Annotated in this window: 21 protein-coding genes, 1 tRNA gene and 1 pseudogene; 11 read left to right on the top strand and 12 right to left on the bottom strand. The window is 57.3% G+C overall.

Translation table 11 applies throughout. From position 1 onward, the window contains the following. The first annotated feature begins 187 nt into the window (after positions 1-187). From ACQUTP_RS12315 to ACQUTP_RS12295, 5 genes are read left to right on the top strand one after another with little or no spacing between them, the layout of a single operon-like run. On the top strand, positions 188-1,264 hold the full coding sequence (locus ACQUTP_RS12315) for a PTS fructose transporter subunit EIIC (RefSeq protein WP_428902368.1): 1,077 nt from the start codon (positions 188-190) through the stop codon (positions 1,262-1,264). A gap of 20 nt (positions 1,265-1,284) precedes the next feature. Beyond that, the gene (locus tag ACQUTP_RS12310; protein WP_004201463.1) at positions 1,285-1,605 is read left to right on the top strand and encodes a PTS fructose-like transporter subunit IIB; all 321 of its coding nucleotides are present in this window, start codon (positions 1,285-1,287) and stop codon (positions 1,603-1,605) included. Between the two features lie 50 nt (positions 1,606-1,655). After that, a complete protein-coding gene (locus ACQUTP_RS12305; RefSeq protein WP_048323621.1) occupies positions 1,656-3,953 on the top strand; it encodes a formate C-acetyltransferase in 2,298 nt (765 codons plus the stop codon). Beyond that, positions 3,919-4,794: a [formate-C-acetyltransferase]-activating enzyme gene (locus tag ACQUTP_RS12300; RefSeq protein WP_285756208.1), complete on the top strand. Its 876-nt coding sequence runs from the start codon at positions 3,919-3,921 to the stop codon at positions 4,792-4,794. The genes ACQUTP_RS12305 and ACQUTP_RS12300 overlap by 35 nt, the downstream gene beginning before the upstream one ends. A gap of 15 nt (positions 4,795-4,809) precedes the next feature. Continuing rightward, the gene (locus tag ACQUTP_RS12295; RefSeq protein WP_004201460.1) at positions 4,810-5,151 is read left to right on the top strand and encodes a PTS fructose-like transporter subunit IIB; all 342 of its coding nucleotides are present in this window, start codon (positions 4,810-4,812) and stop codon (positions 5,149-5,151) included. 13 nt (positions 5,152-5,164) lie between these two features. Here the strand turns inward: ACQUTP_RS12295 and ACQUTP_RS12290 are convergent, their stop codons facing one another. Next, positions 5,165-5,932 carry a phytanoyl-CoA dioxygenase family protein gene (locus ACQUTP_RS12290; protein WP_017899475.1) on the bottom strand — a complete coding sequence of 256 codons (768 nt, stop codon included), beginning with the start codon at positions 5,930-5,932 and terminating at the stop codon, positions 5,165-5,167. A 261-nt stretch (positions 5,933-6,193) separates the two neighbouring features. Here ACQUTP_RS12290 and ACQUTP_RS12285 point away from each other — a divergent pair, with 261 nt between their 5' ends. Beyond that, complete coding sequence (locus ACQUTP_RS12285; RefSeq protein ID WP_032455802.1) at positions 6,194-7,027, top strand: helix-turn-helix transcriptional regulator; 834 nt, start codon at positions 6,194-6,196, stop codon at positions 7,025-7,027. A gap of 17 nt (positions 7,028-7,044) precedes the next feature. Here the strand turns inward: ACQUTP_RS12285 and ACQUTP_RS12280 are convergent, their stop codons facing one another. The 4 genes from ACQUTP_RS12280 to ACQUTP_RS12265 form a co-directional block, all read right to left on the bottom strand. Continuing rightward, entirely contained in the window at positions 7,045-7,944 is a 900-nt protein-coding gene (locus ACQUTP_RS12280) for a GGDEF domain-containing protein (RefSeq protein WP_306738350.1), read from the bottom strand. Between the two features lie 243 nt (positions 7,945-8,187). Then, on the bottom strand, positions 8,188-9,216 hold the full coding sequence (locus ACQUTP_RS12275) for an ABC transporter ATP-binding protein (protein WP_064178128.1): 1,029 nt from the start codon (positions 9,214-9,216) through the stop codon (positions 8,188-8,190). Between the two features lies 1 nt (position 9,217). Continuing rightward, positions 9,218-10,792: an ABC transporter permease gene (locus ACQUTP_RS12270; protein ID WP_023317876.1), complete on the bottom strand. Its 1,575-nt coding sequence runs from the start codon at positions 10,790-10,792 to the stop codon at positions 9,218-9,220. A gap of 21 nt (positions 10,793-10,813) precedes the next feature. Beyond that, positions 10,814-11,830, bottom strand: coding sequence for an iron ABC transporter substrate-binding protein (locus ACQUTP_RS12265; protein ID WP_004201453.1), 1,017 nt, complete (start codon positions 11,828-11,830; stop codon positions 10,814-10,816). A gap of 400 nt (positions 11,831-12,230) precedes the next feature. Between ACQUTP_RS12265 and ACQUTP_RS12260 the strand changes: the two are divergent. Both ACQUTP_RS12260 and ACQUTP_RS12255 read left to right on the top strand, forming a co-directional pair. Then, positions 12,231-12,842: pseudogene (locus tag ACQUTP_RS12260) on the top strand (CSS-motif domain-containing protein); the annotation flags it as partial. A 96-nt stretch (positions 12,843-12,938) separates the two neighbouring features. Beyond that, the gene (locus ACQUTP_RS12255) at positions 12,939-13,766 is read left to right on the top strand and encodes an EAL domain-containing protein (protein WP_170923573.1); all 828 of its coding nucleotides are present in this window, start codon (positions 12,939-12,941) and stop codon (positions 13,764-13,766) included. A gap of 43 nt (positions 13,767-13,809) precedes the next feature. On the opposite strand, the gene ACQUTP_RS12250 is transcribed toward ACQUTP_RS12255, so the two are convergent. The 4 genes from ACQUTP_RS12250 to ACQUTP_RS12235 form a co-directional block, all read right to left on the bottom strand. Beyond that, positions 13,810-14,151 (bottom strand): STAS domain-containing protein, encoded by a 342-nt coding sequence (locus tag ACQUTP_RS12250; RefSeq protein WP_048295782.1) that lies wholly within the window; start codon positions 14,149-14,151, stop codon positions 13,810-13,812. A 64-nt stretch (positions 14,152-14,215) separates the two neighbouring features. Beyond that, on the bottom strand, positions 14,216-16,642 hold the full coding sequence (locus tag ACQUTP_RS12245) for a glycogen/starch/alpha-glucan phosphorylase (RefSeq protein WP_032455799.1): 2,427 nt from the start codon (positions 16,640-16,642) through the stop codon (positions 14,216-14,218). A gap of 301 nt (positions 16,643-16,943) precedes the next feature. After that, positions 16,944-17,031, bottom strand: a tRNA-Ser gene (locus ACQUTP_RS12240). Positions 17,032-17,150: 119 nt separating this feature from the next. Continuing rightward, a complete protein-coding gene (locus ACQUTP_RS12235) occupies positions 17,151-18,803 on the bottom strand; it encodes an ABC transporter substrate-binding protein (RefSeq protein WP_069135044.1) in 1,653 nt (550 codons plus the stop codon). A 268-nt stretch (positions 18,804-19,071) separates the two neighbouring features. Here ACQUTP_RS12235 and yccA point away from each other — a divergent pair, with 268 nt between their 5' ends. Both yccA and tusE read left to right on the top strand, forming a co-directional pair. Next, positions 19,072-19,731: an FtsH protease modulator YccA gene (yccA, locus tag ACQUTP_RS12230; RefSeq protein WP_428902369.1), complete on the top strand. Its 660-nt coding sequence runs from the start codon at positions 19,072-19,074 to the stop codon at positions 19,729-19,731. 87 nt (positions 19,732-19,818) lie between these two features. After that, positions 19,819-20,148, top strand: a complete 330-nt coding sequence (gene tusE / locus ACQUTP_RS12225; protein WP_004201447.1) for a sulfurtransferase TusE — start codon at positions 19,819-19,821, stop codon at positions 20,146-20,148. On the opposite strand, the gene yccX is transcribed toward tusE, so the two are convergent. From yccX to ACQUTP_RS12210, 3 genes are read right to left on the bottom strand one after another with little or no spacing between them, the layout of a single operon-like run. Then, complete coding sequence (gene yccX / locus ACQUTP_RS12220) at positions 20,145-20,426, bottom strand: acylphosphatase (protein ID WP_004201446.1); 282 nt, start codon at positions 20,424-20,426, stop codon at positions 20,145-20,147. The genes tusE and yccX overlap by 4 nt on opposite strands. A gap of 48 nt (positions 20,427-20,474) precedes the next feature. Next, positions 20,475-21,263, bottom strand: a complete 789-nt coding sequence (locus tag ACQUTP_RS12215; protein WP_004201445.1) for an AraC family transcriptional regulator — start codon at positions 21,261-21,263, stop codon at positions 20,475-20,477. A 17-nt stretch (positions 21,264-21,280) separates the two neighbouring features. Then, a complete protein-coding gene (locus ACQUTP_RS12210) occupies positions 21,281-21,835 on the bottom strand; it encodes a YbhB/YbcL family Raf kinase inhibitor-like protein (RefSeq protein ID WP_048295781.1) in 555 nt (184 codons plus the stop codon). A gap of 217 nt (positions 21,836-22,052) precedes the next feature. Between ACQUTP_RS12210 and rlmI the strand changes: the two genes are divergently transcribed. Continuing rightward, positions 22,053-23,228 carry a 23S rRNA (cytosine(1962)-C(5))-methyltransferase RlmI gene (gene rlmI / locus ACQUTP_RS12205; RefSeq protein ID WP_371320654.1) on the top strand — a complete coding sequence of 392 codons (1,176 nt, stop codon included), beginning with the start codon at positions 22,053-22,055 and terminating at the stop codon, positions 23,226-23,228. The last annotated feature ends 2 nt before the right edge of the window (positions 23,229-23,230 follow it).

Genomic DNA, 23,230 nt, shown 5'->3' with positions numbered 1-23,230 from the left:
TCACAATTCCATCCATTTAGCGCTCATCCTTCCTGCCATCATTAAGATTTGAGGTGGATCGCAATTCCTTTCTAACATTACAAATGTCCAGTAAATGCACTTTTTCTCTACTGTTTTATGCGGCGCCCTTTTTCTAATGTTGAGCCATCAATACTGTCACGGGCCCTACAGCGCTCAGGAGCAAACAATGAACGAACTGGTGCAAATACTAAAAAATACCCGCCAGCATCTGATGACCGGCGTGTCACACATGATCCCCTTTGTGGTCTCCGGTGGGATCCTGCTGGCGGTGTCCGTCATGTTGTATGGCAAAGGCGCAGTTCCCGATGCCGCCACCGATCCCAACCTGAAGAAGCTGTTTGACATCGGCGTCGCCGGGCTGACGCTGATGGTCCCTTTTCTCGCCGCCTACATCGGGTACTCCATCGCCGACCGCGCCGCGCTGGCGCCCTGCGCCATCGGCGCCTGGGTGGGCAACAGCTTCGGCGCCGGCTTCTTCGGCGCGCTGATCGCCGGCATGATCGGCGGCCTGGTGGTCTACTACCTGAAAAAAATACCGGTCCACAAGGTGCTGCGCTCGGTGATGCCGATTTTCATTATTCCCATCATCGGCACCTTTATTACCGCCGGGATCATGATGTGGGGGCTCGGCGAACCGGTGGGCGCGCTAACCGCTAACCTGACCGGCTGGCTGCAGGGTATGCGTGAAGGCAGCATCGTGGTGCTGGCCATCATTATGGGCCTGATGCTGGCCTTTGATATGGGCGGCCCGGTGAACAAAGTGGCCTACGCCTTCATGTTGATCTGCGTCTCGCAGGGGATCTACAGCGTGGTGGCTATCGCCGCCGTCGGCATCGCCGTGCCGCCGCTGGGGATGGGGTTGGCGACGCTGATCGGCCGTAAATATTTCACCGCCGAAGAGCGGGAAACCGGCAAAGCGGCGCTGGTGATGGGCTGCGTCGGGGTCACTGAAGGGGCGATTCCCTTTGCCGCTGCCGACCCGCTGCGCGTTATTCCGGCCAATATGATTGGCGCTGCCAGCGGCTGCGTCACCGCGGCGCTGTTGGGGGCCCAGTGTTACGCCGGCTGGGGCGGGCTCATCGTGCTGCCGGTGGTCCAGAGCAAACTTGGCTTTATCGCCGCGCTGTTGGTCGGTGCCTGCGTCAGCGCCGCCTGCGTCATTGTGCTGAAAGCGCTGGCTAAAAAGAAATCGTCTGACGCTAAAGCCGACGACGAATTAGATCTTGATTTCGAAATTAACTAACAGACTGGAAGGAACAGATTATGACCCACATTATCGCTGTCACCGCCTGCCCGTCGGGCGTGGCTCACACCTACATGGCCGCCGAGTCGCTGGAAAGCGCCGCCAAAGCCAAAGGCTGGCAGGTTAAAGTCGAAACCCAGGGCTCAATCGGCATTGAAAACGAACTGACCGCCGAAGAGATCGCCGCCGCCGATATGGTCATCCTGACCAAAGATATCGGTATCAAATTCGAAGAGCGTTTTGCCGGGAAAACTATCGTGCGCGTCAATATCAGCGATGCAGTCAAGCGCGCCGACGCCATCATGAACAAGATAGACAGCCATCTTTCTCAGCGTACCTGAAGCCTTACAAGGGGCGCCCTCGCGCCCTTCGCCACCACATGGAGTTTGTCATGACGAATCGTACTCAACGCCTGAAAGCCAGCCTGTTCGCCCAGCCGCGCGAAATCTCCCTGGAGCGCGCTCTGCTGTATACCGCCAGTCATCAGCAAACGGAGGGCGAACCGGTGATTATTCGCCGGGCGAAGGCCACAGCCTGGATCCTCGATAAGGTAGACATTTCGATTCGTGATGATGAACTGATTGCCGGCAACCGGACCATCAAACCGCGGGCAGGCATTATGTCGCCGGAGATGGATCCCTACTGGCTGCTCAACGAACTCGACGCCTTTCCGACCCGGCCGCAGGACCGCTTCGCGATAAGCGAAGAAGATAAGCAAATATACCGCGAAACGCTGTTCCCCTACTGGGAAAAGCGCTCAATGAAGGATTTTATCAACGGCCAGATGACCGACGAGGTCAAGGCCGCCGTCAGCACCCAGATATTCAGCGTGAACCAGACCGATAAGGGCCAGGGCCATATCATCATCGACTATCCGCGTCTGCTCAATCATGGCCTCGGGGCGCTGGTGGCGGAGCTAAAAGCCCACTGCGAGCAGCAACCCGGGAACCACTTTTATCAGGCGGTGCTGATCCTGCTGGAAGCCTCCCGGCGCCATATTCTGCGCTACGCCGCGCTGGCCGAGGAGATGGCTGGGCACTGTCAGGACCCGCAGCGTCAGCAGGAGCTGTTAACCATCGCCGCTATTTCGCGCCACAACGCGGAGCACCGGCCAACGGACTTCCCCCAGGCCTGCCAGCTGTTCTGGTTTATGAACATCATTCTGCAGTACGAATCCAACGCCAGCTCAATTTCACTGGGGCGTTTTGATCAGTATATGCTGCCGTTTTATCAGGCGTCGCTGAATCAGGGTCAGGATCCGGCGTATCTCAGGGAGCTCCTGGAGTCGCTGTGGGTGAAATGCAACGATATCGTGCTGCTGCGCTCCTCGAGCAGCGCGCGCTATTTCGCTGGTTTTCCCACCGGCTACACCGCTCTGCTCGGCGGACTGACGGAAACCGGACGCAGCGCGGTCAACGCGCTGTCGTTTTTATGCCTCGATGCCTATCAGAACGTGCAATTGCCGCAGCCGAATCTTGGCGTGCGGGTCAACGAGCTGATTGACCGCCCGTTCCTGCGTAAAACCGCTGAAACCATCCGCCTGGGCACCGGCATTCCACAGATTTTCAACGACGAGGTGGTGGTCCCCGCCTTCCTCAATCGCGGCGTGTCGCTGGAAGACGCCCGCGACTACGCGGTGGTCGGCTGCGTCGAGTTGTCGATCCCTGGCCGCACCTACGGCCTGCATGATATCGCCATGTTCAACTTGCTGAAGGTTATGGAACTGGTCCTGCAGGAAAATGAAGGGCAACCGGAGGTCAGCTGGGAAGGACTTATCAGTCAGATCCGTGACAAAATTCGTTATTACATCAAGCTGATGGTCGAGGGCAGCAATATCTGCGATATCGGCCATCGCGACTGGGCGCCGGTCCCCCTGCTCTCCTCGTTCATTGAAGATTGCGTCCGGCACGGCAAAGATATCACCGCCGGCGGCGCGCGCTATAACTTTTCCGGCGTCCAGGGCATCGGGATCGCCAACCTGAGCGATTCACTGCACGCCCTGAAGGGGATGGTTTTCGATCAGCAGCGTCTCAGTTTTGACCAACTGATGGCGGTCCTGAAGGCCAACTTCCGCACGCCGGAGGGGGAAAAGATCCGCGCCCGGTTGATTAACCGTTTTGAGAAGTACGGTAACGACATCGACGAAGTCGATAATATTAGCGCCGATCTGCTGCGCTTTTACTGCAAAGAGGTGGAGCAGTACCTGAACCCGCGCGGCGGCCATTTTACTCCCGGCTCCTATACCGTCTCGGCGCATGTGCCGCTGGGCTCGGTAGTGGGGGCTACCCCGGACGGGCGGCTGGCCGGCGAACAACTGGCGGACGGCGGCCTGTCGCCGATGGTCGGCCAGGATGCTCAGGGGCCGACGGCGGTGCTGAAATCGGTCAGCAAGCTGGATAACTATCTGCTGTCGAACGGTACGCTGCTTAACGTCAAATTCACCCCGGCAACGCTGGCCGGCGACGGCGGGCTGAACAAGCTGGCAGACTTTTTACAGGCTTTCTGCAAGCTCAAGCTGCAGCATATTCAGTTTAACGTGGTCAATGCCGACACCCTGCGTGAAGCGCAGCAGCGGCCGCAGGACTTTGCCGGCCTGGTGGTGCGCGTCGCGGGCTACAGCGCCTTCTTTGTTGAGCTGTCGAAGGAGATTCAGGATGACATCATCCGCCGCACCGCGCATCAGCTGTGAGGTGATGGAGACGCGCGCCGATCGGGCGCGTATTTTTAACCTGCAGCGCTACTCGCTCAACGATGGTCAGGGGATCCGCACGGTGGTCTTTTTCAAAGGCTGCCCCCACACCTGCCCGTGGTGCGCCAACCCGGAGTCAATGTCGCCGAAGATCCAGACCCTGCGCCGGCAGAGCAAATGTCTGGGCTGCACCCGCTGTCTGCAGGACGTCGCCGAGTGTCCCTCCGGGGCATGGGAGCAGATCGGTCGCGACGTGACGCTGGAGAACCTCCTTCAGGAGGTGCTCAAAGATGAAGTCTTCTTCCGCGCCTCCGGCGGCGGTGTCACCCTCTCCGGCGGGGAGGTGCTCATGCAGGCCGGGTTTGCCGCCCGTTTTCTTCAGCGCCTGCGCCAGTGGGGGATCCGCACCGCCATCGAGACCGCCGGCGACGGCGCCTTTGACCGTTTGCTGCCGGTGGCTGAATCCAGCGACGAAGTGCTGTTTGATTTTAAAATCATGGATCCTGAGCTGGCGCGGTCGCTGCTGCGAATGAATCAGCTGCGGGTACTGGACAATTTTCGCCAGCTGGCGACAAGAAACATCAATCTGATCCCGCGGGTGCCGCTGATCCCGGGTTACACCATGAGCGTGGATAATTTTCGCCAGATACTGGCGTTTCTCGCGCCGTTCGCGCTAAAAGAAATGCACCTGTTGCCGTTTCATCAATATGGCGAGCCAAAATACCGTCTGCAGGGCAAACCCTGGACGCTGGCCAGCGTGAAAGCGCCTGGCGAAGCGGACATTCAACCTTATCGGATAATGGCCGAAGCGGCCGGATTCCACGTCACTATCGGCGGTTAACGCCAGGAGGATGTTATGGACTTCAATATTGTCGCCGTCACCGCCTGCGTCAGCGGGGTGGCGCACACCTATATGGCTGCCGAACGGCTGGAAAAGGTCGGTCATCATGAAAAATGGCACCTGAAGGTGGAAACCCAGGGCGCGCTCGGCGTTGAAAATCGCATTACCGCAGAAGATATCGCCCGCGCCGAAGTGGTGCTGCTGGTGACGGATATCGAAATTGACGACGCCCAGCGCTTTAGCGGCCTGCGGACGATTAAAACCAGCATCAAGAGCTTCCTGCTGCAGCCGCAGCAGATCGTCGAGGCCGTGAAAAGCATCATGAAAAAGCCGGTCGTCTATGTAGAACTTCCCTGACCGGCGACGAGTCTTACTCTACATCCAGCAGCCACTTTTGCGCTGGCGTCAGGCGGCTTGCCGTTTCCGGCGTCAGCCAGCGCCGCTGGTCCTGCTGCGGCGTATCCGCGCGATCGATATATAACCCATGCAGCACGCGTCGTCGGCTACCCTCACGATTACGGGTACCGCCGTGCCAGGCGTGGGCGTTGTAGATCATCACGCTGCCGGCCGGCGCAGCAAACACAATCTCGTCTGGGTGGGCCTGTTCCGGGTCGTCCAAGACTTCTTCCGGCAACTCCGGCCGCAGGTGGGTTCCAGGGATAATCCGCGGCGCGCCGTTAGCGGCGCTTAAATCGTCTATTGCCCAGATGGTATTCACCAGGTGGACTTTGGGAAAATCCGGGCGCGGCTTTTTCCAGTCGGCGTGCAGCGGCTGGTGACCGCCGTTATACAGCGCCTCACGCGCATTAAGGCTGGAGACTTTAAAATCACCGTTGAAGATATAGCGGCAGGCGGAGAGGATCAGCGGGTGGGACCAGACTTTCTCCCAGATAACCCCCTTATTCACCAGGTTGGCGATCCGCGTCGCAGTCGCTTCCTGATGGTGTTCCATCGCCAGATTGTCGCCTTCACGCTCAACCAGGGTATCAATTAGCCGGCGCATTTCGCTCAGCCACTGGGCGTCAACGACGTTATGCACGACGGTGTAGCCGAGGGTGTCGAGTTCATGTTTCATTTGCGCACTAAGCGCCTGACTGGCGCCTAACGCATCGAGAAAACTAGCCGATGGTGAGTTCATTTTGCGTTCCTTTTTAACGTTCCGATAACACAAACAAACTCTACTGGTCCATCCGCGGCATGACAGGAGGCGAGCGCTACGAAAAACTGGACATACGTACGCGAGCCACCGAAGTGTGATGGGCATCAACAATCGCCTCTCCGGCGATGCATGCGCGGCGCCTGGCAGGGAATTCGCTGCGCAAATTGACGAAACAAACGCTGTCTGGGGATAAAAAATAGATTACCATCAACAGGATAATGCGCATGCTGAGGGCAAAGAATGATTGAAGATCTGCCAGATATTCTGCATCGGTTAATCAGTCAAAAAGATCATTTACAGGTGAGATTTCCTGAGCCGGATATCTCCGTCCCTGCCCTCGCCCTCAACGTGCCGTTTCCGCGTCTGGAAATAGTGCTGGAGGGCCAGCTCAGTGAACAGGGACTGCCGCTGGCCGCCTCGACGTTAACCACTTTACAGGTGCTGTACGTGCAGGCGGGAAAATGGACGCTGCCGCAGTGGACCGGCCCGGCCACCACCCTGAGTATTCTGTTTGGTCGACAGAAGCTGGGGTTCAGTATTCAGCGCTGGGACGGGAAAAGCCTGCACACGGAAAAGCAAAGCGTTGCCCGCCTTGGACCGCGCGTGGGCTCTTACCTGTTGCTGAGCCTGAACGAAGTCAGCCTGCAGCCCGATCCGCTGACCGCGCGGTTGGTGGTCGCCGCGCTGCTGAGTCACTGTCGCGAACAGCTGGTTGGGCTGGAAATGCGCGTCAGTCGCAGCCGGGATCTGTTTCTCGCCGTTCAGGACTACCTCGAGGAAAATCTTAGCCTGCCGCTGACGCGGGAATCGGTGGCCAGACGTTTTCACATCACGCCCAACTATCTTTCGCATATTTTTCAGAAATCAGGCTCGGTGGGATTTAACGAATATCTGACCCGGGTGCGTCTGGAAAAGGCAAAACAGCTGCTGCGCGGCTACGACCTGAAGGTGAAAGAGATCGCCCATAACTGCGGCTTTGTCGACAGCAACTATTTTTGCCGGGTCTTCAAACGCTACACCGAGCGTTCGCCGTCAGAGTATCGGCGACACTGCCGCAGCACGCAGCAGACCTAACCTGCCGTGTCGGAATATTACGCCCACTCCACGCGCCCACGCCCGTTGTGCTTGGCCTTGTACAGTGCCTCGTCGACTTTGCGGATAAACGTCTCCTGCGCTTCACCCGGCCGCCAGGTTCCCACGCCAATGCTGATCGACAGCGGCGCCTGATGATTGATCTGGATGGTGCGGGCATTGTCGAGGATCGACTGCGCCAGGGCGTGCAGTTCAGGCTCCGACAGGCCATCGACGATAATGGCAAACTCTTCCCCACCAATACGCGCCGGCAGGACCTGCTCGCTGGTCAGTTTCGCCAGCTGTTTCCCCAGGGAAAATAACACTTCATCCCCCACCAGGTGGCCCCAGGTATCATTGATTTTCTTGAAAAAATCGATATCCAGAATCATGAGCCCCAGCGCATGCCCGGACTTTTCGCGAATGGTATCGATGAAAAAACGGCGATTGGGCAACTGAGTAAGCTCGTCCTTCAGTGATTGCGAGCGCGCATCAACGTACAATAGGTTGATGCGCTCAATAATTTTGTAGACGCCCACCACGGTCAGCAGCATCCCGGAGAGGCGCAGCAGATCTTCGCAGTAATACCCCATCCAGCGCGGCTGAACCACTATCTCATCCATCACATCGAACGTGCCGCCAGCAATCCACAGCAGCAGCCCATAGCGCACCCAGTTGACGGCGATATGGCTCATCCGCACCTTTGCTGAGCTCCACAGCATAAACACCAGAAACAACAGCGCCAGCAAATCGATATAGAGCCCGGGGTTGGCCAGGATCTCACGCCACGTGCCGATCGGCGGCGACACCAGCGCACAGCCGACAGCGACGGCGACGATGACCAGCAGCGCAGGCAGCAACGTACCCCGCGCCAAAGCGGATGGAATGGAGCGATTCGCAGGAGTATGGCATTCAGGCATAACGATGTCTCACGGTAACAGCAGGGCCGATCGCGGGACAGGATAGCAGTTAAGCGCAGCGGGACGAATGAAAAAGCGACGCGCCGACAAACGGCGGTGAGGTAGACTGACCTCGCGGAATTGTTCCAACGTACTACCACTCCATGGCGACGAGGTCAGTGGCGCGGATACTATCGGCTAAATCCGTCAGCTGATTAGCTTTCCGTGCGGCGCCACCGTTATCCGGCGGCGCCTGCTCAGAGATTAGCCGCTGAACACGCGCGCCTTGCCGCTGACCGTCAGTCGCACCGTCGCGCCGGGCTGCCACGCCGGCTGGCTTACGGTTCGCAGGACAATCGGCCGATCGTGCCCGGACATCGACAGCGTCAGCGTGGAGAGCTGGCCGGAGAAATCAACATCGCGGATGGTGGCGGTACTTTCCTGTGGTCCGCTCACGCTGACGCTCAGTTGCTCCGGACGCAACATCACCTTACCTTCACCAGCAGGATGCGCTGCGTCTGTCGCCAGGTCGCCCAGCGCGCAGCTGGCCCGCCCGGGGCTCAGCCGTGCGGGGAGGATCAGGGCATCGCCGAGAAACAGCGCCGTCTCTTCGTCCACCGGCTGCGAGTAAACCGTCAGCGGGGTACCCACCTGGGCGAAACGTCCCTGGCGCATCACCGCCACCTGTGTGGCGAACGACAGCGCTTCGGTCTGGTCATGAGTCACCAGAATCGAGGCGATGCCGGTCTCCGCCAGCAGATCGGCGGTCGCTTTGCGTGTGCTGGCGCGCAGTCCGGTGTCCAGGGCAGAAAAGGGCTCATCGAGCAGCATCAGCGCCGGCTGCTGGGCCAGGGCGCGAGCCAGGGCCACACGCTGCTGCTGGCCGCCGGAGATCTCATGCGGCCAGTGGCGCGCCAGGCTATGGTCAAGGGCGACCATCTCCATCAGCGAGCCCACCCGGCGACGTTTTTCCTCGCGGCTGGCGTCCAGCCCCCAGGCGATATTATCCGCGACATTGAGGTGAGGAAATAGCGCCCCCTCCTGCGGAACGTAGCCGATCCGTCGCTGGTGGGCAGGAACAAACACGCCCTCGGCAAACAGAGGCGCGCCGTGCATCACGATGCGTCCGCTGTCGGGCGTTTCGAAACCGGCAAGGATGCGCAGCAGCGTGGTTTTTCCCGAACCCGACGGACCCACAATTGCCGTCCGGCTACCCGGAGCCACCTGAAGATGAATATTATCGAGGACCTGCGCATCGGCGAAGGATTTCGAAACAGAAGACAATTCCAGCATGTTACAACCCTGCCATTTTTTTCGACTGCATATAGAGAACCGCCGTCAGCGGCAGCGAAATGATGATCATCAACAGCGCGTAGGGCGCCGCCGCCACATAGTCGATCTCGCTGGTTAACGCCCAGAAGCCGGTCGACAACGTGCGGGTGCCTAACGGCGAGAGCAGCAGCGTGGCGGTAAGCTCATTGCTGACGCCAAGGAACACCAGCGCGGCGCCGGCGGCCGCCCCCGGGGCGGCAAGTCGCATGGTGATACTCCACAGGGCGCGGGCCGGGCTGCGTCCGAGACTGCGGGCGACGTTTTCCAGCTCCACCGGCGCCTGGGCGATACCGGCGCGCAGGTTAATCAGCGCCCGCGGCATAAACATTAACAAATAGGCCAGAAACAGCGTCACTTCGGTCTGGTACACCGGACGGGCATAGTGGATGGTGACGGTGACCAGCGCCAGCGCGGTCACAATGCCGGGCAGCGAGCTGGTGATGTAATTACACCCCTCCAGCAGGCGGAACAGCGGACGCGGATAGCGCACGCCGAGCCAGGCGATGGGGATCGCGCAGACCGTCGTCAGCAGCGCCCCGCCCGCCCCCAGCAACAGAGTCTGGCGCAGGGAATGCCACAGATCGGCATGTAGCCAGTTATCGATACCGCCCAGCCACAGCCAGCGCCCCAGGACCAGCAACGGCACCCCCATCGCCAGCAGCACCAGCAGCAGAAGCAGCAGCTGCGCGCCGAAGGCGGCCCCTTTCCCCAGCACCAGGCGCTTCTGCTCGCGCGCCGCCCCGGCGCCGATACGCGCATAGCGCGCTTTACCACGCGAAGCGCTCTCCAGCAGCAGGATCGCCAGACAGCACAGAGCCAGCACGCCCGCCAGCATATTGGCGGCCGGACCGCTGAAGGTCGACTGGAACTGATCGTAAATGGCGGTAGTGAAAGTATCGAAGCGGATCATCACATACAGACCATATTCCGCCAGCAGATGCAGGGCCACCAGCAGCGCACCGCCGCAGACGGCCAGCCGCAGCTGCGGAAGCACCACCCGGAAAAACACTTTCCACGGCGGCGTGCCCAGCGACGCGGCGACATCCTCAAGGGTGGGATCGAGTCGGCGCAGCACGGCCGCCACCGGCATATAGATAAACGGATAGTAGGCCAGCACCGAGAGAAACACCCCAGCGCCCAGGCCATGCAGCGAGGGTACAGCGCTGATCCAGGCGTAGCTCTGGACAAAGGCCGGAATGGCCAGCGGGGCCACCGCCAGCGCCGACCACAGCTGCCGCCCGGCAAGCGCGGTACGTTCCGTCAGCCAGGCCAGCGTCACGCCAAGCACAATGCTGATGGGGACAGTCAGCACCGTCAGCCACAGGGTATTGCTGAGCAGTTCGCCTACCCGCGGGCGAAAGACCAGCGCTTTGATTGTCGGCCAGCCGGTATCGAATCCGACCGCCACCACAAACCCTAACGGCAACAGCGCCAGCAATGAAAACAGGAGCGCTAAGGCAACCATCGGAAATGCAGGACGCCTGCGCTCAGGCAGGCGTCCTGTTTTCTTTCCGAGCGACAGACTCAGAACAGACATAGCAACATCACTTCCTCAGGATCAGAGCAGGCCAGCCTGCGTCATCAGTTCAATGACCTTTTTACTGTTCAGCGAGGAAGGCTCCACCTTCGGGGCATCCAAATCTTTCAGCGGGGTCAGTTTCGGGTTAGAGGCCGCGTCTACCCCCACCGCATATTCGAAGGCGTTATTGGTGCGCAGCGCATCCTGTCCCTGCTTACCGGTGATCCATTTAATAAAGGCCTGCGCCTGTGCTTTATGTTTGCTGGAGGCCAGCACGCCGCCGCCGGAAATGCTGACGAAGGCCCCCGGATCCTGGTGTTTGAAGTAATACAGTTGGGTGTTTTTGCTGTTCTCGCCGGTTTTTGACTGGTCAACGAAGCGATAGTAATGGTAGATCACTCCGCCGTCGATCTGCCCGGCGTTGACCGCTTTCATCACCGTGCTGTTGCCTTTATAGGCGACAAAGTTGGTTTTCATCGCCTTCAGCCAGTCGAGGGTCGCCTGCTCACCCTTCAGCGCCAGCATCGCGCTGACGATAGCCTGGAAATCAGCCCCCGATGGCGAAGCCGCCCAGCGGCCCTTCCACTCCGGTTTTGCCAGATCCATCAGCGAGTGCGGCAGCTGCGCCTCGCTGATTTTGGCCGGGTTATAGACGAACACGGTACTACGCGCGGCGATGCCAATCCAGCGACCGTGCTGAGGGCGATATTGTGCCGGAACCTGCTGCAGGGTGGCCGCATCCAGCGGGGCAAAAAGTTTGGCGTTATCAACCAGCACCATCGACGGTGAGTTCTCGGTCAGAAACACATCGGCTGGCGACGCGGCGCCTTCCTGAACCAGCTGATTACCCAGCTCGCTGTCATCGCCATTGCGCAGCGTGACTTTAATACCGGTCTCTTTCGTAAATCCATCCACCCACGACTTCACCAGATTTTCGTGTTGGGCGTTGTAGACCACAATCCCGTCCTGACCGTCAGCCGCCATCCCCTGCGGCGCCAGAAACAGAGAAGCGGCAACCAGCGCTGCCTTACAGAGGGGCGATAAGCGAGATTTCATGAACGCATCCTTAATGAACCAGGGAAATTAATGGTAAATAGCCTGAGCGGAGAGGATTAAATCACAGCAAAAAAAGAATGATAATGAAAACAATTATCATAAACTTAAAAAAGCAAAAAATAGCGCAAGCACGCCACTACGGACTGGAAAATGCTAATAACCAGCCGGCCCAGAAAAATATATTAAGAAAACATTAATTTTTTATTTTTATTACCGGCAGAAGAAGTACATAGCGTCAACGCGATATAACCGGCCTTTGTCGGCAGGTATTGTGATAGCGATCATATTTTTATGATGCGCCGTCATCGCGGAAGTTATCTCCCTTCTACGATCATAGAAAAGCCTTTACTGCCAGAGAGATGGTTCACTTTATGCACAAACACCATTGCATGCCCAACAAATGAAAGAGATAAAGCGACGAAACGCATGGATTGCCTTTTCCCTGGCGCTGGTGGTATTTCTGGCTGGCGTGTTCGTTATCAACTGGCAACTGTGGCATTCCGATCAGGCCTCGCATGTCGCCACCGCCCGTCAGGCGGCAAAGAAAATCGCCGTTATTCTGGATGAGGCCCGCGCAGCAACGATGACGGCGATGAACGTTAGCCGCGGCGGTTGCTCCGTGCAGGGCCAGTTTCAGCTCGGGACCGAGGCCGCCCTGCAGCCGCATCTGCGCACGATCGTGCTGGTAAAAGATGGCCAGGTGTGGTGCTCGTCGCTGCCGGGCAATCGGGTACTGACGCTCCATCCTGAGTCTTTACCCGATGAGCCACTGCAGCTGCTGCCCGCCAGAATGATGGTGAATAAGCGGCCAGTGCTGATCTATCACACTCGTTCGGCGCAGGTAAGAGTCATTGTCAGCATCAGCGATATCCATTTGCGCGATGCCTTGTATAGCGATGAGGATAACGGCGGGCTGGCACTTTTGGTTCAAAATCAAATGATTGCCAGATATGGCGATGTGAAGCCACTCAACGCTGGTCCGAACCAGGATATTTTTAGCTCACCAGACTATCCATTTCATATTGCCTATCCTGAGTCGCCTTTTTTTAGCCCCGGCCGCTTATTTCATAATGGGTCCGGGCTGCTGATTTTTATTTTCTCTGTTTCGTTGCTGTTTTATTTTCTGTTGCGCAAATACCTCAATGTCTATACCTCAGAAGAGGAGAGGCTGCGCTACGCCATCGCTCAGGGCGCTATCGTTCCCTACTATCAACCGCTGGTGAACGGCAAAACCGGAGAGATCTATGGCGTGGAAATCCTCGCCCGCTGGCCAAACACCACGGCGCAGTGGCGTTCGCCCGCTGAATTTATTCCGCTGGCCGAGCGTACTGGGTTGATTATCCCACTCACTTGTAGCCTGATGGCGCAGGTCGCCGCCCAGATGAGGCCGATCTTCAGTAAGCTGCCGGACGGGTTTCATATCGGCGTCAATATCAGCGCATCACATATCAACGCTCCGTCGTTTATCGATGACTGCCTGCACTTTCAGCGCGGCTTTGAGGGCACAGCGGTGAAGCTGATGCTGGAGATCACCGAACAGGAGCCGCTGTTGCTCAACGAGGCGGTTGTCGACAAGCTCAACGCGTTACACTCCCGCGGGTTTTCCATCGCGCTGGACGACTTTGGCACCGGCTATTCCGGGCTTTCCTATTTGCATGAGCTGGTTTTCGACTATATCAAAATCGATCAGAGCTTTGTCGGCCGGGTGACTGACGAGGCGCCGTCAAGCAAACTGCTGGACTGCGTGATAGAGATGGCGCGGACGTTGTCACTGCGCATCATTGCCGAGGGGGTCGAAACTCAGGCTCAGCTAGAGTATCTCAATCGCCAGAATATTCATCTGTTGCAGGGCTACTTTTTCTGGAAGCCGATGCCCTACGTCGCGCTGGTGATGCTTCTGCTGAGCAAACCAAAGGCGCGGATTATCGAAGAATGAACGGGCGATCGATAATCCGCGGCCTTCCAGGCCTGCCTGAGCGTCATTTCGCAGTCAACAGGTTCAGTGCATCCTGACGAGTCTCTTTAATCGAAAAGACGCGATCCATGCGGGTGAGCTTGAACAGGTTTTGGATTGTCCCATTGACCGAGCAGAGCACCAGCTCTCCCTGCCCACTGACGCTCTTGAGAATGGATACCAGGGCGCCCAGGCAGCTACTGTCGATGAAATCGACGTGGCTCAGGTCCAGCACCAGGTTTTTCGTCTGACCGTCAAGGGCCACAAGAACCTGCTGCTTAAACGCTGATGCGACGGAAGCATCCAGCCGGCGAACCAGGGGGACAATGACCTTGACGCCCTGCTCAGTATGTAATTCAACGTTCATGTTCATCCTCAATGTTGGCTGATAACCGTCGACGCGTCCCTGCTCTGTTCGGCATGTGCTCTCTTTAGCACCTGATACCCCAAATATCCCTGGCGTAGCCGCGGATGGTTCGGTCGCTGGAAAATTCCCCCATCCGGCAAATATTGAGCAAGGCCCGGCGATGCCACTGATCCGGCTGTTCAAAATCGGCCATTGCCTGCCGTTGCACCAGACAATAACTGTCGAAATCCAGCAGATGGCAGTAATGATCGGCCCCTGTCAGCATCTGATGCAGCGGCGCAAACAGCTCGCGATCGGCTGAAAACAGCCCGGACACCAGGCTATCGACAACACGCGCGATAGCCGGGTTGTCATGATAGAACCCATGATGCCGCCCAAGGCGTCGGCTCTCTTCAATCTCTTCCGCCACCGCGCCAAACAGATAAAAATTCTCGCTCCCCACCGCCTCGCGGATTTCGATGTTCGCCCCATCATAAGTGCCAATAGTTAACGCCCCGTTCATGGCAAACTTCATATTGCTGGTGCCGGACGCCTCGGTGCCGGCGGTGGAAATTTGCTCAGAGAGATCCGTGGCGGGAATGATTTTCTCCGCCAGCGAGACTTTATAATCTTCGAGGAATACCACTTTAAGCTGCCCGGCAACCTGCGGGTCACTGTTAATTTTTCGGGCAACGGTATTAATCAACTGAATAATCAGCTTTGCCATCCGATAGCCTGGCGCCGCTTTACCCGCAAACAGATGCACCTTTGGCGCGATAGTGCGCCCGTTCTCTTTGATATCCAGATACAGCGCGATCACGTGCAGAATATTGAGCAACTGGCGCTTGTATTCATGAATACGTTTGACCTGACAGTCAAACATCGCCAGCGGATCCAGCGCGATGCCGTAGCGTTGAGCCACCAGCTCGCTGAGTGCGGTTTTATTGGCAAATTTTATGGCCCGGATACGCTCAATCACGGCTGGCTCGCTGGCCAGATCTTCCAGGCGGGAAAGCAGGGGTAAATCAGTTGGCCACCCTTCCCCCAGTTGTTGCTGTAAAAATTCTGCCAGGCCCGGGTTAGCCTGCTGCACCCAACGACGCGGCGTGACGCCGTTGGTCTGATTAATGAATTTCTCCGGGGTCATAAAATAGAAGTCGGGCACCAACTGTTTTTTGACCAGTTCCGAATGCAGCCACGCTACTCCGTTGACGCGGTGGCTACCGACAATGGCCAGATTAGCCATGCGAATTTGCTTATCGTGATGCTCGTCAATTAAAGACAGTGAAGATAACAGATGAGGTTTATCCGGCCAGCGCCGGGCTACTTCTTCAAGGAAACGATGGTTAATCTCAAAGATAATCTGCAAATGACGCGGCAGTAGTTTCTCAAACAACGACACCGGCCAGGTCTCCAGCGCTTCCGGCATCAGCGTATGATTGGTATAGGCGCAGGTATTTTGCGTTATCTCCCACGCCTGCTCCCATGGCAGTCGGTATTCATCGACCAGGATCCGCATCAGCTCCACCACCGCTAATGCCGGATGGGTGTCATTAAGCTGTATAGCCACATGCTGCGCTAGCAAAGTAATGTCGTCATTAACCTCGGCATAGTCACGAAAAATATCCCGTAGCGTACAGGCCACCAAAAAATACTCCTGCGTCAGACGCAGCTCTTTTCCGGTCAGGACCTCATCGGAAGGATAGAGTATTTTTGAAATATTCTCCGAGGCGATTTTCTCACTTACTGCCTTAATATAATCCCCGCGATTAAAAATATGGATATTAAAGGAGTCAGAGGCCACCGCGCTGTAAAGGCGCAGCGTGTTAGTTGATGTATCCCGGTAGCCGGAAACAAAATAATCATGGGGAATACCGATGATGGTTTTCCAACCGAGCCACATCGGATTGTAGTTGCCATCATTATCTTCGCTGTGCTCAATATATCCCCCCAGCGGGATCAGAATTTGCTGAGCGTGATGCTCCACCAGCCATGGGGAATGCATGGAGTGCCAGTCATCAGGATGCTCGACCTGCTGATCGTTTTGAAAGGACTGGCGAAAAAGCCCATATTCGTATTTGATGCCATGCCCGGATGCGGCAATATCAAGGGTGGCCATCGAGTCGATAAAGCAAGCGGCTAAACGGCCTAACCCGCCGTTACCCAGCGCGGCGTCAGGCTCCTCGTCAAGGATCAGTTCAAGATCAAACCCCAGGTCATTGACCACCTGGCGCATCTCGTCCAGTAAATTCATATTCACCAGGTTATTACGCAGCGACTGGCCGAGTAAAAATTCCATCGACAGGTAGTAAACGCGCTTTTTTCGCTCTTCGCGCTGCCGCGCCTGGCTCGTCAGAAAATGGTCCTGCTGAAAATGACGAATGGCTAGCGCCACCGCGTTAAAAATATCGCCATTTGTCGCTTTATTTAAGTTAACACACAGCGTGTATTTTAATTTCTGTTCAACCAACGCCCGTAATGCTTTGATATCTTGCGGGTTAATGACAGGCATGCTGACCTCACTGGTCTCTGTTTCTGCGAAAGCACCATGGCAGGTAAATCATCGTTTTCCAAGTATAGACGAAGATATTTTGCACCAGGTATTTTATTCCTGAGCACCATTTCCGTTTATAATGTGAGACTGAATAATTAAAATAACAACAATTTGAAATGGATTAATCGTCACATTTTCACCAGCGATAACGCTGCAGGCAGGGTGGGTTTGCGCAGTCGTGACGTGAAGATGACGCGCCGTCAGAACGGCCAGGGGAAAAGTAAAAAGGGGTTACCTTTCGGTAACCCCTTCTTTTATATGGCGGAAGCGCAGAGATTCGAACTCTGGAACCCTTTCGGGTCGCCGGTTTTCAAGACCGGTGCCTTCAACCGCTCGGCCACACTTCCGGTGTGAGGCGCACTATAAACACCTCGGCGGATGCTGTAAAGCACCATTTTGTTCAACTGCCTTAAAAACAAACAATTTTGTGTTATTCGTCTGAATTTCAGGCAGTTCGCGCAGAAAATCAGCGCCCGTCGCCGCTAGCGGATGGGTGTTTTTTAATGTACATGTCTTTGGTGTAGTAATACCCCAGCTTATCCGGCGTGAAGCCTCCCACCCAGGGTTTCACTAAATGGGTACGCACATAGTGATAGACCGGAATGGCGGGAACATCCTGCGCCAGCAGATCTTCCGCCTGTTGATAGTATTTGCCCCGGCTCGCCACGTCGGAGGCTTTCGCCGCATTGCGCAGCGCCTCATCGTAAGCCGGGTTGCTGTACTGACTGGTGTTCTCGCTATCCCCGGTACGGAAAGTGTTGAGGAAGGTGGCGGCATCGTCGTAGTCGGCGGTCCAGGCATAGCGGACAGCGTCAAAGTTATGCGTATGCATGGTATCCAGCATCGTCTTCCACTCCTGGTTCTGCAGCTTCACCTCGACGCCGAGGTTTTTCTTCCACATAGAGCTGGCGGCGATGGCGATACGCTGGTGCGACTCATAGGTGTTATACAGCAGGGTAAAGACCAATGGGTGACTGTCATCGTACCCCGCCTGCGCCAGCAGTTTTTTCGCCTCGGCAATCCGCTTCTCGCGCGGCCAGCTGGCGTAATCCGGGTTGTGCAGCGTCACACCGCCGATATCCGGCTGGCTGATCACCCAGGCCGGGCGCTGCCCCTGGCCAAGTACTTTTCCGGCAATGATATCTTTATCAAGCGCCATATTCAGCGCGCGACGCACTCGGGCGTCGTTAAACGGCGGCCGGGTAGTATTGAATTCGTAGTAATAGGTCGCCAGCTGCGGCGAAACGTCCAGCTGGTCGCCCATGGTTTTCTGCAACTGCGCAAACTGATTGATCGGCACCGTATAAACAATATCGATCTCCCCCGCTTTGTAGCGGTTGACATCGGCAGCCTCCGAAGAGATGGGCAGGTAAGTCACTTTATTAATAACGGTGTGCGCATTATCCCAGTACTTCGCATTACGTTCAGCCACCAACCGCTCATTCACCACCCATTGGGTCAGCTTATACGGGCCGCTGGTGACGATATGCTCTGGGCGGGTCCATTTATCGGCAAAACGCTCCACCAGCACTTTGTCGATCGGTACCAGCGAAGGGTGCGCCAGCATCGCCAGGAAGGCGGCATTCGGCTGGTTCAGAGTGACCTGCAGCGTGGCGTCGTTCAGCGCTTTCACCCCCAGCGTCTCCGGTCCCTTTTGCCCCAGGGCAATTTCACGGGCGTTGGCGATATGCATATTGCCGGGATAGCTCGCATAGGGGGAGGCGGTGGTTGGCGAGACCAGCCGTTGCCAGCTCCAGACGATATCCTGCGCCGTGATGGCCGTGCCGTCGGACCAGGTCAGACCAGGGCGTAAATGGAAGGTCCATAACAGGTTGTCCTTGTTTTCCCAGCGTTCCGCCAGCCGGGGCTGGATCGCCCCCGCAGGCGTCACGCTGACCAGCCCTTCAAAGAGATCGCTAATGATGTTGAATTCAATGTCGCTCTCGACTTTATGCGGATCGAGTGAGGCAGGTTCACTGCCGTTATTTCTGACCAGTTCCTGCTTTTCTGCCAGCTGAGTCCCCGGCGGCACCTGCGCCGCCTGCGCCCCGCCGAACATTGCTATCATACTTACGGCCAGGAGCGTTCGCGTGATGTGATTGTTTTTATGTAATGTCATTTCCCTTTGCCTTTAACGTACGGAGTTATTCCCCCTTCCACACTTAGTCGCAGAATTTCAATAAAGCAATATTTTTCAGCAACCTATAAGATTTCGATCGGCTCACCGAAGCGAAACGCGAAAACATATCGCTTTTTCCAATCCATGTAGAATTTTATGCTAGTCAAACGCGGCAAAAACTAAGTAAAGATGGGTAAAAGCATTAGGGCTTCACGCTTGTTTTTCTTATTCTTTATCCCTAATTACATCTGTCATAAGAGAGTGACTCATGGATCGCATAATTACATCATCGCGTGACCGTTCCTCGCTGCTCAGCACGCACAAGGTTCTGCGTAACACCTACTTCCTGCTCAGCCTGACGCTGGCGTTTTCCGCCATCACCGCTACCGCCAGCACGGTGCTGATGCTGCCTTCCCCGGGGCTGATTTTGACCCTCGTGGGGATGTACGGTCTGATGTTCCTGACCTATAAAACGGCGAATAAGCCCACCGGGATTATTTCCGCCTTCGCCTTCACCGGCTTTCTCGGCTATATCCTTGGGCCGATGCTGAACGCATACCTTTCTGCCGGCATGGGCGATTTAATCGGCCTGGCGCTGGGCGGTACGGCGCTGGTCTTCTTCTGCTGCTCGGCCTACGTGCTGACGACGCGCAAAGACATGTCTTTCCTCGGCGGTATACTGATGGCCGGCGTCGTGGTGGTGCTGATTGGTATGGTCGCTAACCTGTTCCTGCAGCTGCCGGCGCTGCACCTGGCGATTAGCGCGGTGTTCATCCTGATCTCTTCGGGCGCCATCCTGTTCGAGACCAGCAACATCATCCGCGGTGGTGAAACCAACTACATTCGCGCCACGGTCAGCCTGTATGTCTCGCTGTACAACATCTTTGTCAGCCTGCTGAGCATCCTGGGCTTCGCCAGCCGGGACTAACCGCTCCCCTGCTACCAGAGGCCTCGCTTATGCGGGGCCTTTTTTTTTGCTACACTGCGGCCAGTTTCAGGCGGTATGTGAAAAATTATGTTTATTTTTGAAGGCAACGAAATTGAGACGGATAGCGAAGGCTATCTGAAGGATACTACCCAGTGGAGCGAGGCGATGGCCGACGTTATCGCCGCGCAGGAAGGGATAACGCTCGCCGTTGAGCACTGGGAAGTGGTGCGCTTTGTGCGCGAGTTTTACCTTGAATTCAACACCTCACCGGCGATCCGCATGCTGGTCAAGGCGATGGCCAACAAGTTTGGTGAAGAGAAAGGCAACAGCCGCTATCTCTATCGCCTGTTCCCGAAAGGCCCCGCCAAACAGGCGACCAAAATCGCCGGGCTGCCGAAGCCGGTGAAGTGCATCTAATAGAGGATCGCGAATTTGTCCCAGCTGCGGGTGGGTTGATGGGGTTCAGTCAACACTCGGTCAACCCGCGCGCTGCGCGGCCCGCCGGCTTTCAGCCAGGCGATGAGTTTCTCCACCTGCTCCGCCTCGCCGCAGGCAAGGACTTCTACGCCGCCGTCGTCCAGATTGCGGGCATAGCCGGTCAACCCCAGCTGCAGCGCTTCCCGCTGCGTGGAATAGCGAAACCCTACGCCCTGAACGGAACCGTATACCCATGCCATGGTGCAGATACTGGCCATTAACCTCTCCTTTTGACTTACCCTTTACGCTGAGGATAGCAAATTCGCTCAGCGTACGTGCTTTGGTAGTAAACCATAGTGCTGGCGAAAGCGCGCGGTAAAGCGCGATCCCGACTGATATCCGCTGTTCTGCGCGATTTCGCCTATTGGCCGCGAGGTGGTCTGCAGCTGTCCCAGGGCGTGGGCCATCCGCACCTCCTCGACGATCTGGCGAAAACTCTGCGATTCCTGCTGCAGACGACGGCGCAGTGTGGACTCTCCGAGAAAGAGCATTTTCGCCACCCGCGACACGCTCCATGCCTGCGCCGGCGATAGCATGACCAGCTGCCGAACCTGCGCCGACAGATCCTGCTGCCGCTCGACGAGCAGCGGGCCGGCATACCCCGCCTCGTGGAGCGCCAGCAGCAGGCCCATGGTCTGGTGCTGCTGCAAAGCAGTGGATAATCCTTCCCGCACCGCCTGGAGAACGCTTTGCCACATAAAAGCCAGCTCACTGGTCACCGGGGCGCAGAGCGAAGTCAGACGCCCCGGTGGTTTTTCGCTGAGATAGCGGGTCTTAAACGCCGTCAGCAGCTCAGGCGTCAGCGACAGCAGATCGGAGCAAAAGAGGCCGTTGTCCGGCTGGTTAATCACTTCCAGCTCAACGTCAGCCGGCAACACAATCAGCTGTTGCGGTGTCGCCAGCACACGGCTCTCCCCTTGCACAATCACTTTGCTGCCGCGTTTCACCCGACAGAGCGCCGGGGAAAACAGACGCACGCGGTGCAGCCTGCACAGCCGTCGGGTGGTAATCTCCGCGGCGGTCAGGGCGTTATGCTGAAAATGGATACTCTCCATCCGACCACCCTTTTGTTTTAGCGCCCGGCCGTCGCCGTCAATTGCGCGCTGGCGAGAGCATGGCTGTGTAACAGATACCCGACCAGCGCCCCGCTGGCCTCGGCATTCACCGGCAGCGTGGGGACATCCAGCGCCCACACCGTAAAACGGTAGCGGTGCGGTTTATCTCCCGCCGGCGGGCAGGCGCCGCCGAAGCCGGCATAGCCAAAATCATTGCGCCCCTGCACCGCTCCGTCCGGCAGTGTAGCGCTGTTTTTATCTCCCGCACCAGCGGGTAACGAAAAGACGCTGCTGGCGATATTGACCACCGTCCAGTGCCACCAGCCGCTGCCGGTAGGCGCATCAGGATCCCGGACGGTGACCGCGAAGCTGCGCGTCCCCGCCGGGGCATTTTTCCATGCCAGCTGCGGAGAGACATTGCCTCCGGTACAGCCGAAACCGGCAAACCAGTGCTGCTGGGCCAGCGCTTGCCCGTCATGCATATCATCGCTGCTCACGCTAAACGGCGCGGCCATCGCGCCACTGCTCACTGCCGCGACCATCGCCACGGCCATCCGCATTCCTGTTTTCATCGTCTTCTCCTCCTGGGGGTGAGAAGACAGGGTATGACAGCCCATGCACGGTGAATGTGCCGATGCGCCTGCGTTTTGTGCCGAAACGCTCACCTGCGCCTGCCGGAGGAAAGATGCTTGCGTGCGCCAGGTGTGCTAATCTACGCGCCATTTTTCGGTGCCGACATTCCCGTTGCTTAAAGGTAGCTCCATGACAGATTCCCTATTCCCCCGCTTAATGTTAGCCAAAGGACGCGAGAAATCCCTGCTGCGTCGCCATCCGTGGATTTTCTCCGGCGGCGTCGCCCGTATGGAAGGTAAAGCCCGCAGCGGTGAAACCATCGATATCGTTGACCATCAGGGAAAATGGCTGGCCCGCGGCGCTTACTCGCCCTCGTCACAGATCCGTGCCCGCGTGTGGACATTCGACCGCAACGAAGCCATCGATAACGCCTTCTTTGAACGCCGCCTGCAGCAAGCGCAAACCTGGCGTGCCTGGCTGGCCGAGCGCGATGGCCTCGACAGCTACCGTCTGATCGCCGGCGAGTCCGATGGGCTGCCGGGCGTGACGATCGACCGCTTTGGCAACTTTTTCGTGCTGCAGCTCCTCAGCGCAGGCGCCGAATACCAGCGCGCCGCCATCATCAACGCCCTGCAGACCCTGTTCCCGGACTGCGCCATTTACGACCGCAGCGATGTCGCGGTGCGTAAAAAAGAGGGTCTGGAGCTGGCCCAGGGGCCGGTGGTGGGAGAACTGCCGCCAGCGCTGCTGCCGATTACCGAGCACGGTATGAAGCTGTTGGTTGATATTCAGGGCGGGCACAAAACCGGCTACTACCTCGACCAGCGCGACAGTCGCCTGGCGACCCGTCGCTACGTGGCGGACAAACGGGTATTGAACTGCTTCTCCTACACCGGCGGCTTTGCGGTGTCGGCGCTGATGGGCGGCTGCCGCAAGGTCACCAGCGTGGATACCTCGCAGGAGGCGCTCGACGTTGCGCGCCAGAACGTGGAGCTCAACGGGCTGGATCTGTCCAAAGCGGAGTTTGTGCGCGACGACGTATTCAAACTGCTGCGTAAGTACCGGGATCAGGGAGAGAAATTCGACGTCATCGTGATGGATCCGCCGAAGTTCGTGGAAAACAAAAGCCAGCTGATGGGCGCATGCCGCGGCTATAAAGACATCAATATGCTGGCGATCCAGCTGCTGAACCCCGGCGGCGTGCTGCTGACCTTCTCCTGTTCCGGCCTGATGACCACCGATTTATTTCAGAAAATCATCGCAGATGCCGCAATTGATGCCGGGCGTGATGTACAATTTATAGAACAGTTCCGTCAGGCTGCCGACCACCCGGTGATCGCAACCTACCCGGAAGGGCTGTATCTGAAGGGGTTTGCCTGTCGCGTCATGTAACT

This window comes from Klebsiella sp. 2-CIP_Kleb., from assembly GCF_050378715.1.
Classification (GTDB): Bacteria; Pseudomonadota; Gammaproteobacteria; order Enterobacterales; family Enterobacteriaceae; genus Klebsiella; species Klebsiella quasipneumoniae.
Note: the sequence above shows the minus strand (reverse complement) of the source record. Positions and strands in the feature narration are given on the sequence as shown.

What these genes read in the sequence shown, in the direction of transcription:
- ACQUTP_RS12315 (WP_428902368.1), top strand. Translation starts at nt 188, where the DNA reads ATGAACGAACTGGTGCAAATACTAAAAAATACCCGCCAGCATCTGATG.
- ACQUTP_RS12310 (WP_004201463.1), top strand. Translation starts at nt 1,285, where the DNA reads ATGACCCACATTATCGCTGTCACCGCCTGCCCGTCGGGCGTGGCTCAC.
- ACQUTP_RS12305 (WP_048323621.1), top strand. Translation starts at nt 1,656, where the DNA reads ATGACGAATCGTACTCAACGCCTGAAAGCCAGCCTGTTCGCCCAGCCG.
- ACQUTP_RS12300 (WP_285756208.1), top strand. Translation starts at nt 3,919, where the DNA reads ATGACATCATCCGCCGCACCGCGCATCAGCTGTGAGGTGATGGAGACG.
- ACQUTP_RS12295 (WP_004201460.1), top strand. Translation starts at nt 4,810, where the DNA reads ATGGACTTCAATATTGTCGCCGTCACCGCCTGCGTCAGCGGGGTGGCG.
- ACQUTP_RS12290 (WP_017899475.1), bottom strand. Translation starts at nt 5,932, where the DNA reads ATGAACTCACCATCGGCTAGTTTTCTCGATGCGTTAGGCGCCAGTCAG.
- ACQUTP_RS12285 (WP_032455802.1), top strand. Translation starts at nt 6,194, where the DNA reads ATGATTGAAGATCTGCCAGATATTCTGCATCGGTTAATCAGTCAAAAA.
- ACQUTP_RS12280 (WP_306738350.1), bottom strand. Translation starts at nt 7,944, where the DNA reads ATGCCTGAATGCCATACTCCTGCGAATCGCTCCATTCCATCCGCTTTG.
- ACQUTP_RS12275 (WP_064178128.1), bottom strand. Translation starts at nt 9,216, where the DNA reads ATGCTGGAATTGTCTTCTGTTTCGAAATCCTTCGCCGATGCGCAGGTC.
- ACQUTP_RS12270 (WP_023317876.1), bottom strand. Translation starts at nt 10,792, where the DNA reads ATGTCTGTTCTGAGTCTGTCGCTCGGAAAGAAAACAGGACGCCTGCCT.
- ACQUTP_RS12265 (WP_004201453.1), bottom strand. Translation starts at nt 11,830, where the DNA reads ATGAAATCTCGCTTATCGCCCCTCTGTAAGGCAGCGCTGGTTGCCGCT.
- ACQUTP_RS12250 (WP_048295782.1), bottom strand. Translation starts at nt 14,151, where the DNA reads ATGAACGTTGAATTACATACTGAGCAGGGCGTCAAGGTCATTGTCCCC.
- ACQUTP_RS12245 (WP_032455799.1), bottom strand. Translation starts at nt 16,642, where the DNA reads ATGCCTGTCATTAACCCGCAAGATATCAAAGCATTACGGGCGTTGGTT.
- ACQUTP_RS12235 (WP_069135044.1), bottom strand. Translation starts at nt 18,803, where the DNA reads ATGACATTACATAAAAACAATCACATCACGCGAACGCTCCTGGCCGTA.
- yccA (WP_428902369.1), top strand. Translation starts at nt 19,072, where the DNA reads ATGGATCGCATAATTACATCATCGCGTGACCGTTCCTCGCTGCTCAGC.
- tusE (WP_004201447.1), top strand. Translation starts at nt 19,819, where the DNA reads ATGTTTATTTTTGAAGGCAACGAAATTGAGACGGATAGCGAAGGCTAT.
- yccX (WP_004201446.1), bottom strand. Translation starts at nt 20,426, where the DNA reads ATGGCCAGTATCTGCACCATGGCATGGGTATACGGTTCCGTTCAGGGC.
- ACQUTP_RS12215 (WP_004201445.1), bottom strand. Translation starts at nt 21,263, where the DNA reads ATGGAGAGTATCCATTTTCAGCATAACGCCCTGACCGCCGCGGAGATT.
- ACQUTP_RS12210 (WP_048295781.1), bottom strand. Translation starts at nt 21,835, where the DNA reads ATGAAAACAGGAATGCGGATGGCCGTGGCGATGGTCGCGGCAGTGAGC.
- rlmI (WP_371320654.1), top strand. Translation starts at nt 22,053, where the DNA reads ATGTTAGCCAAAGGACGCGAGAAATCCCTGCTGCGTCGCCATCCGTGG.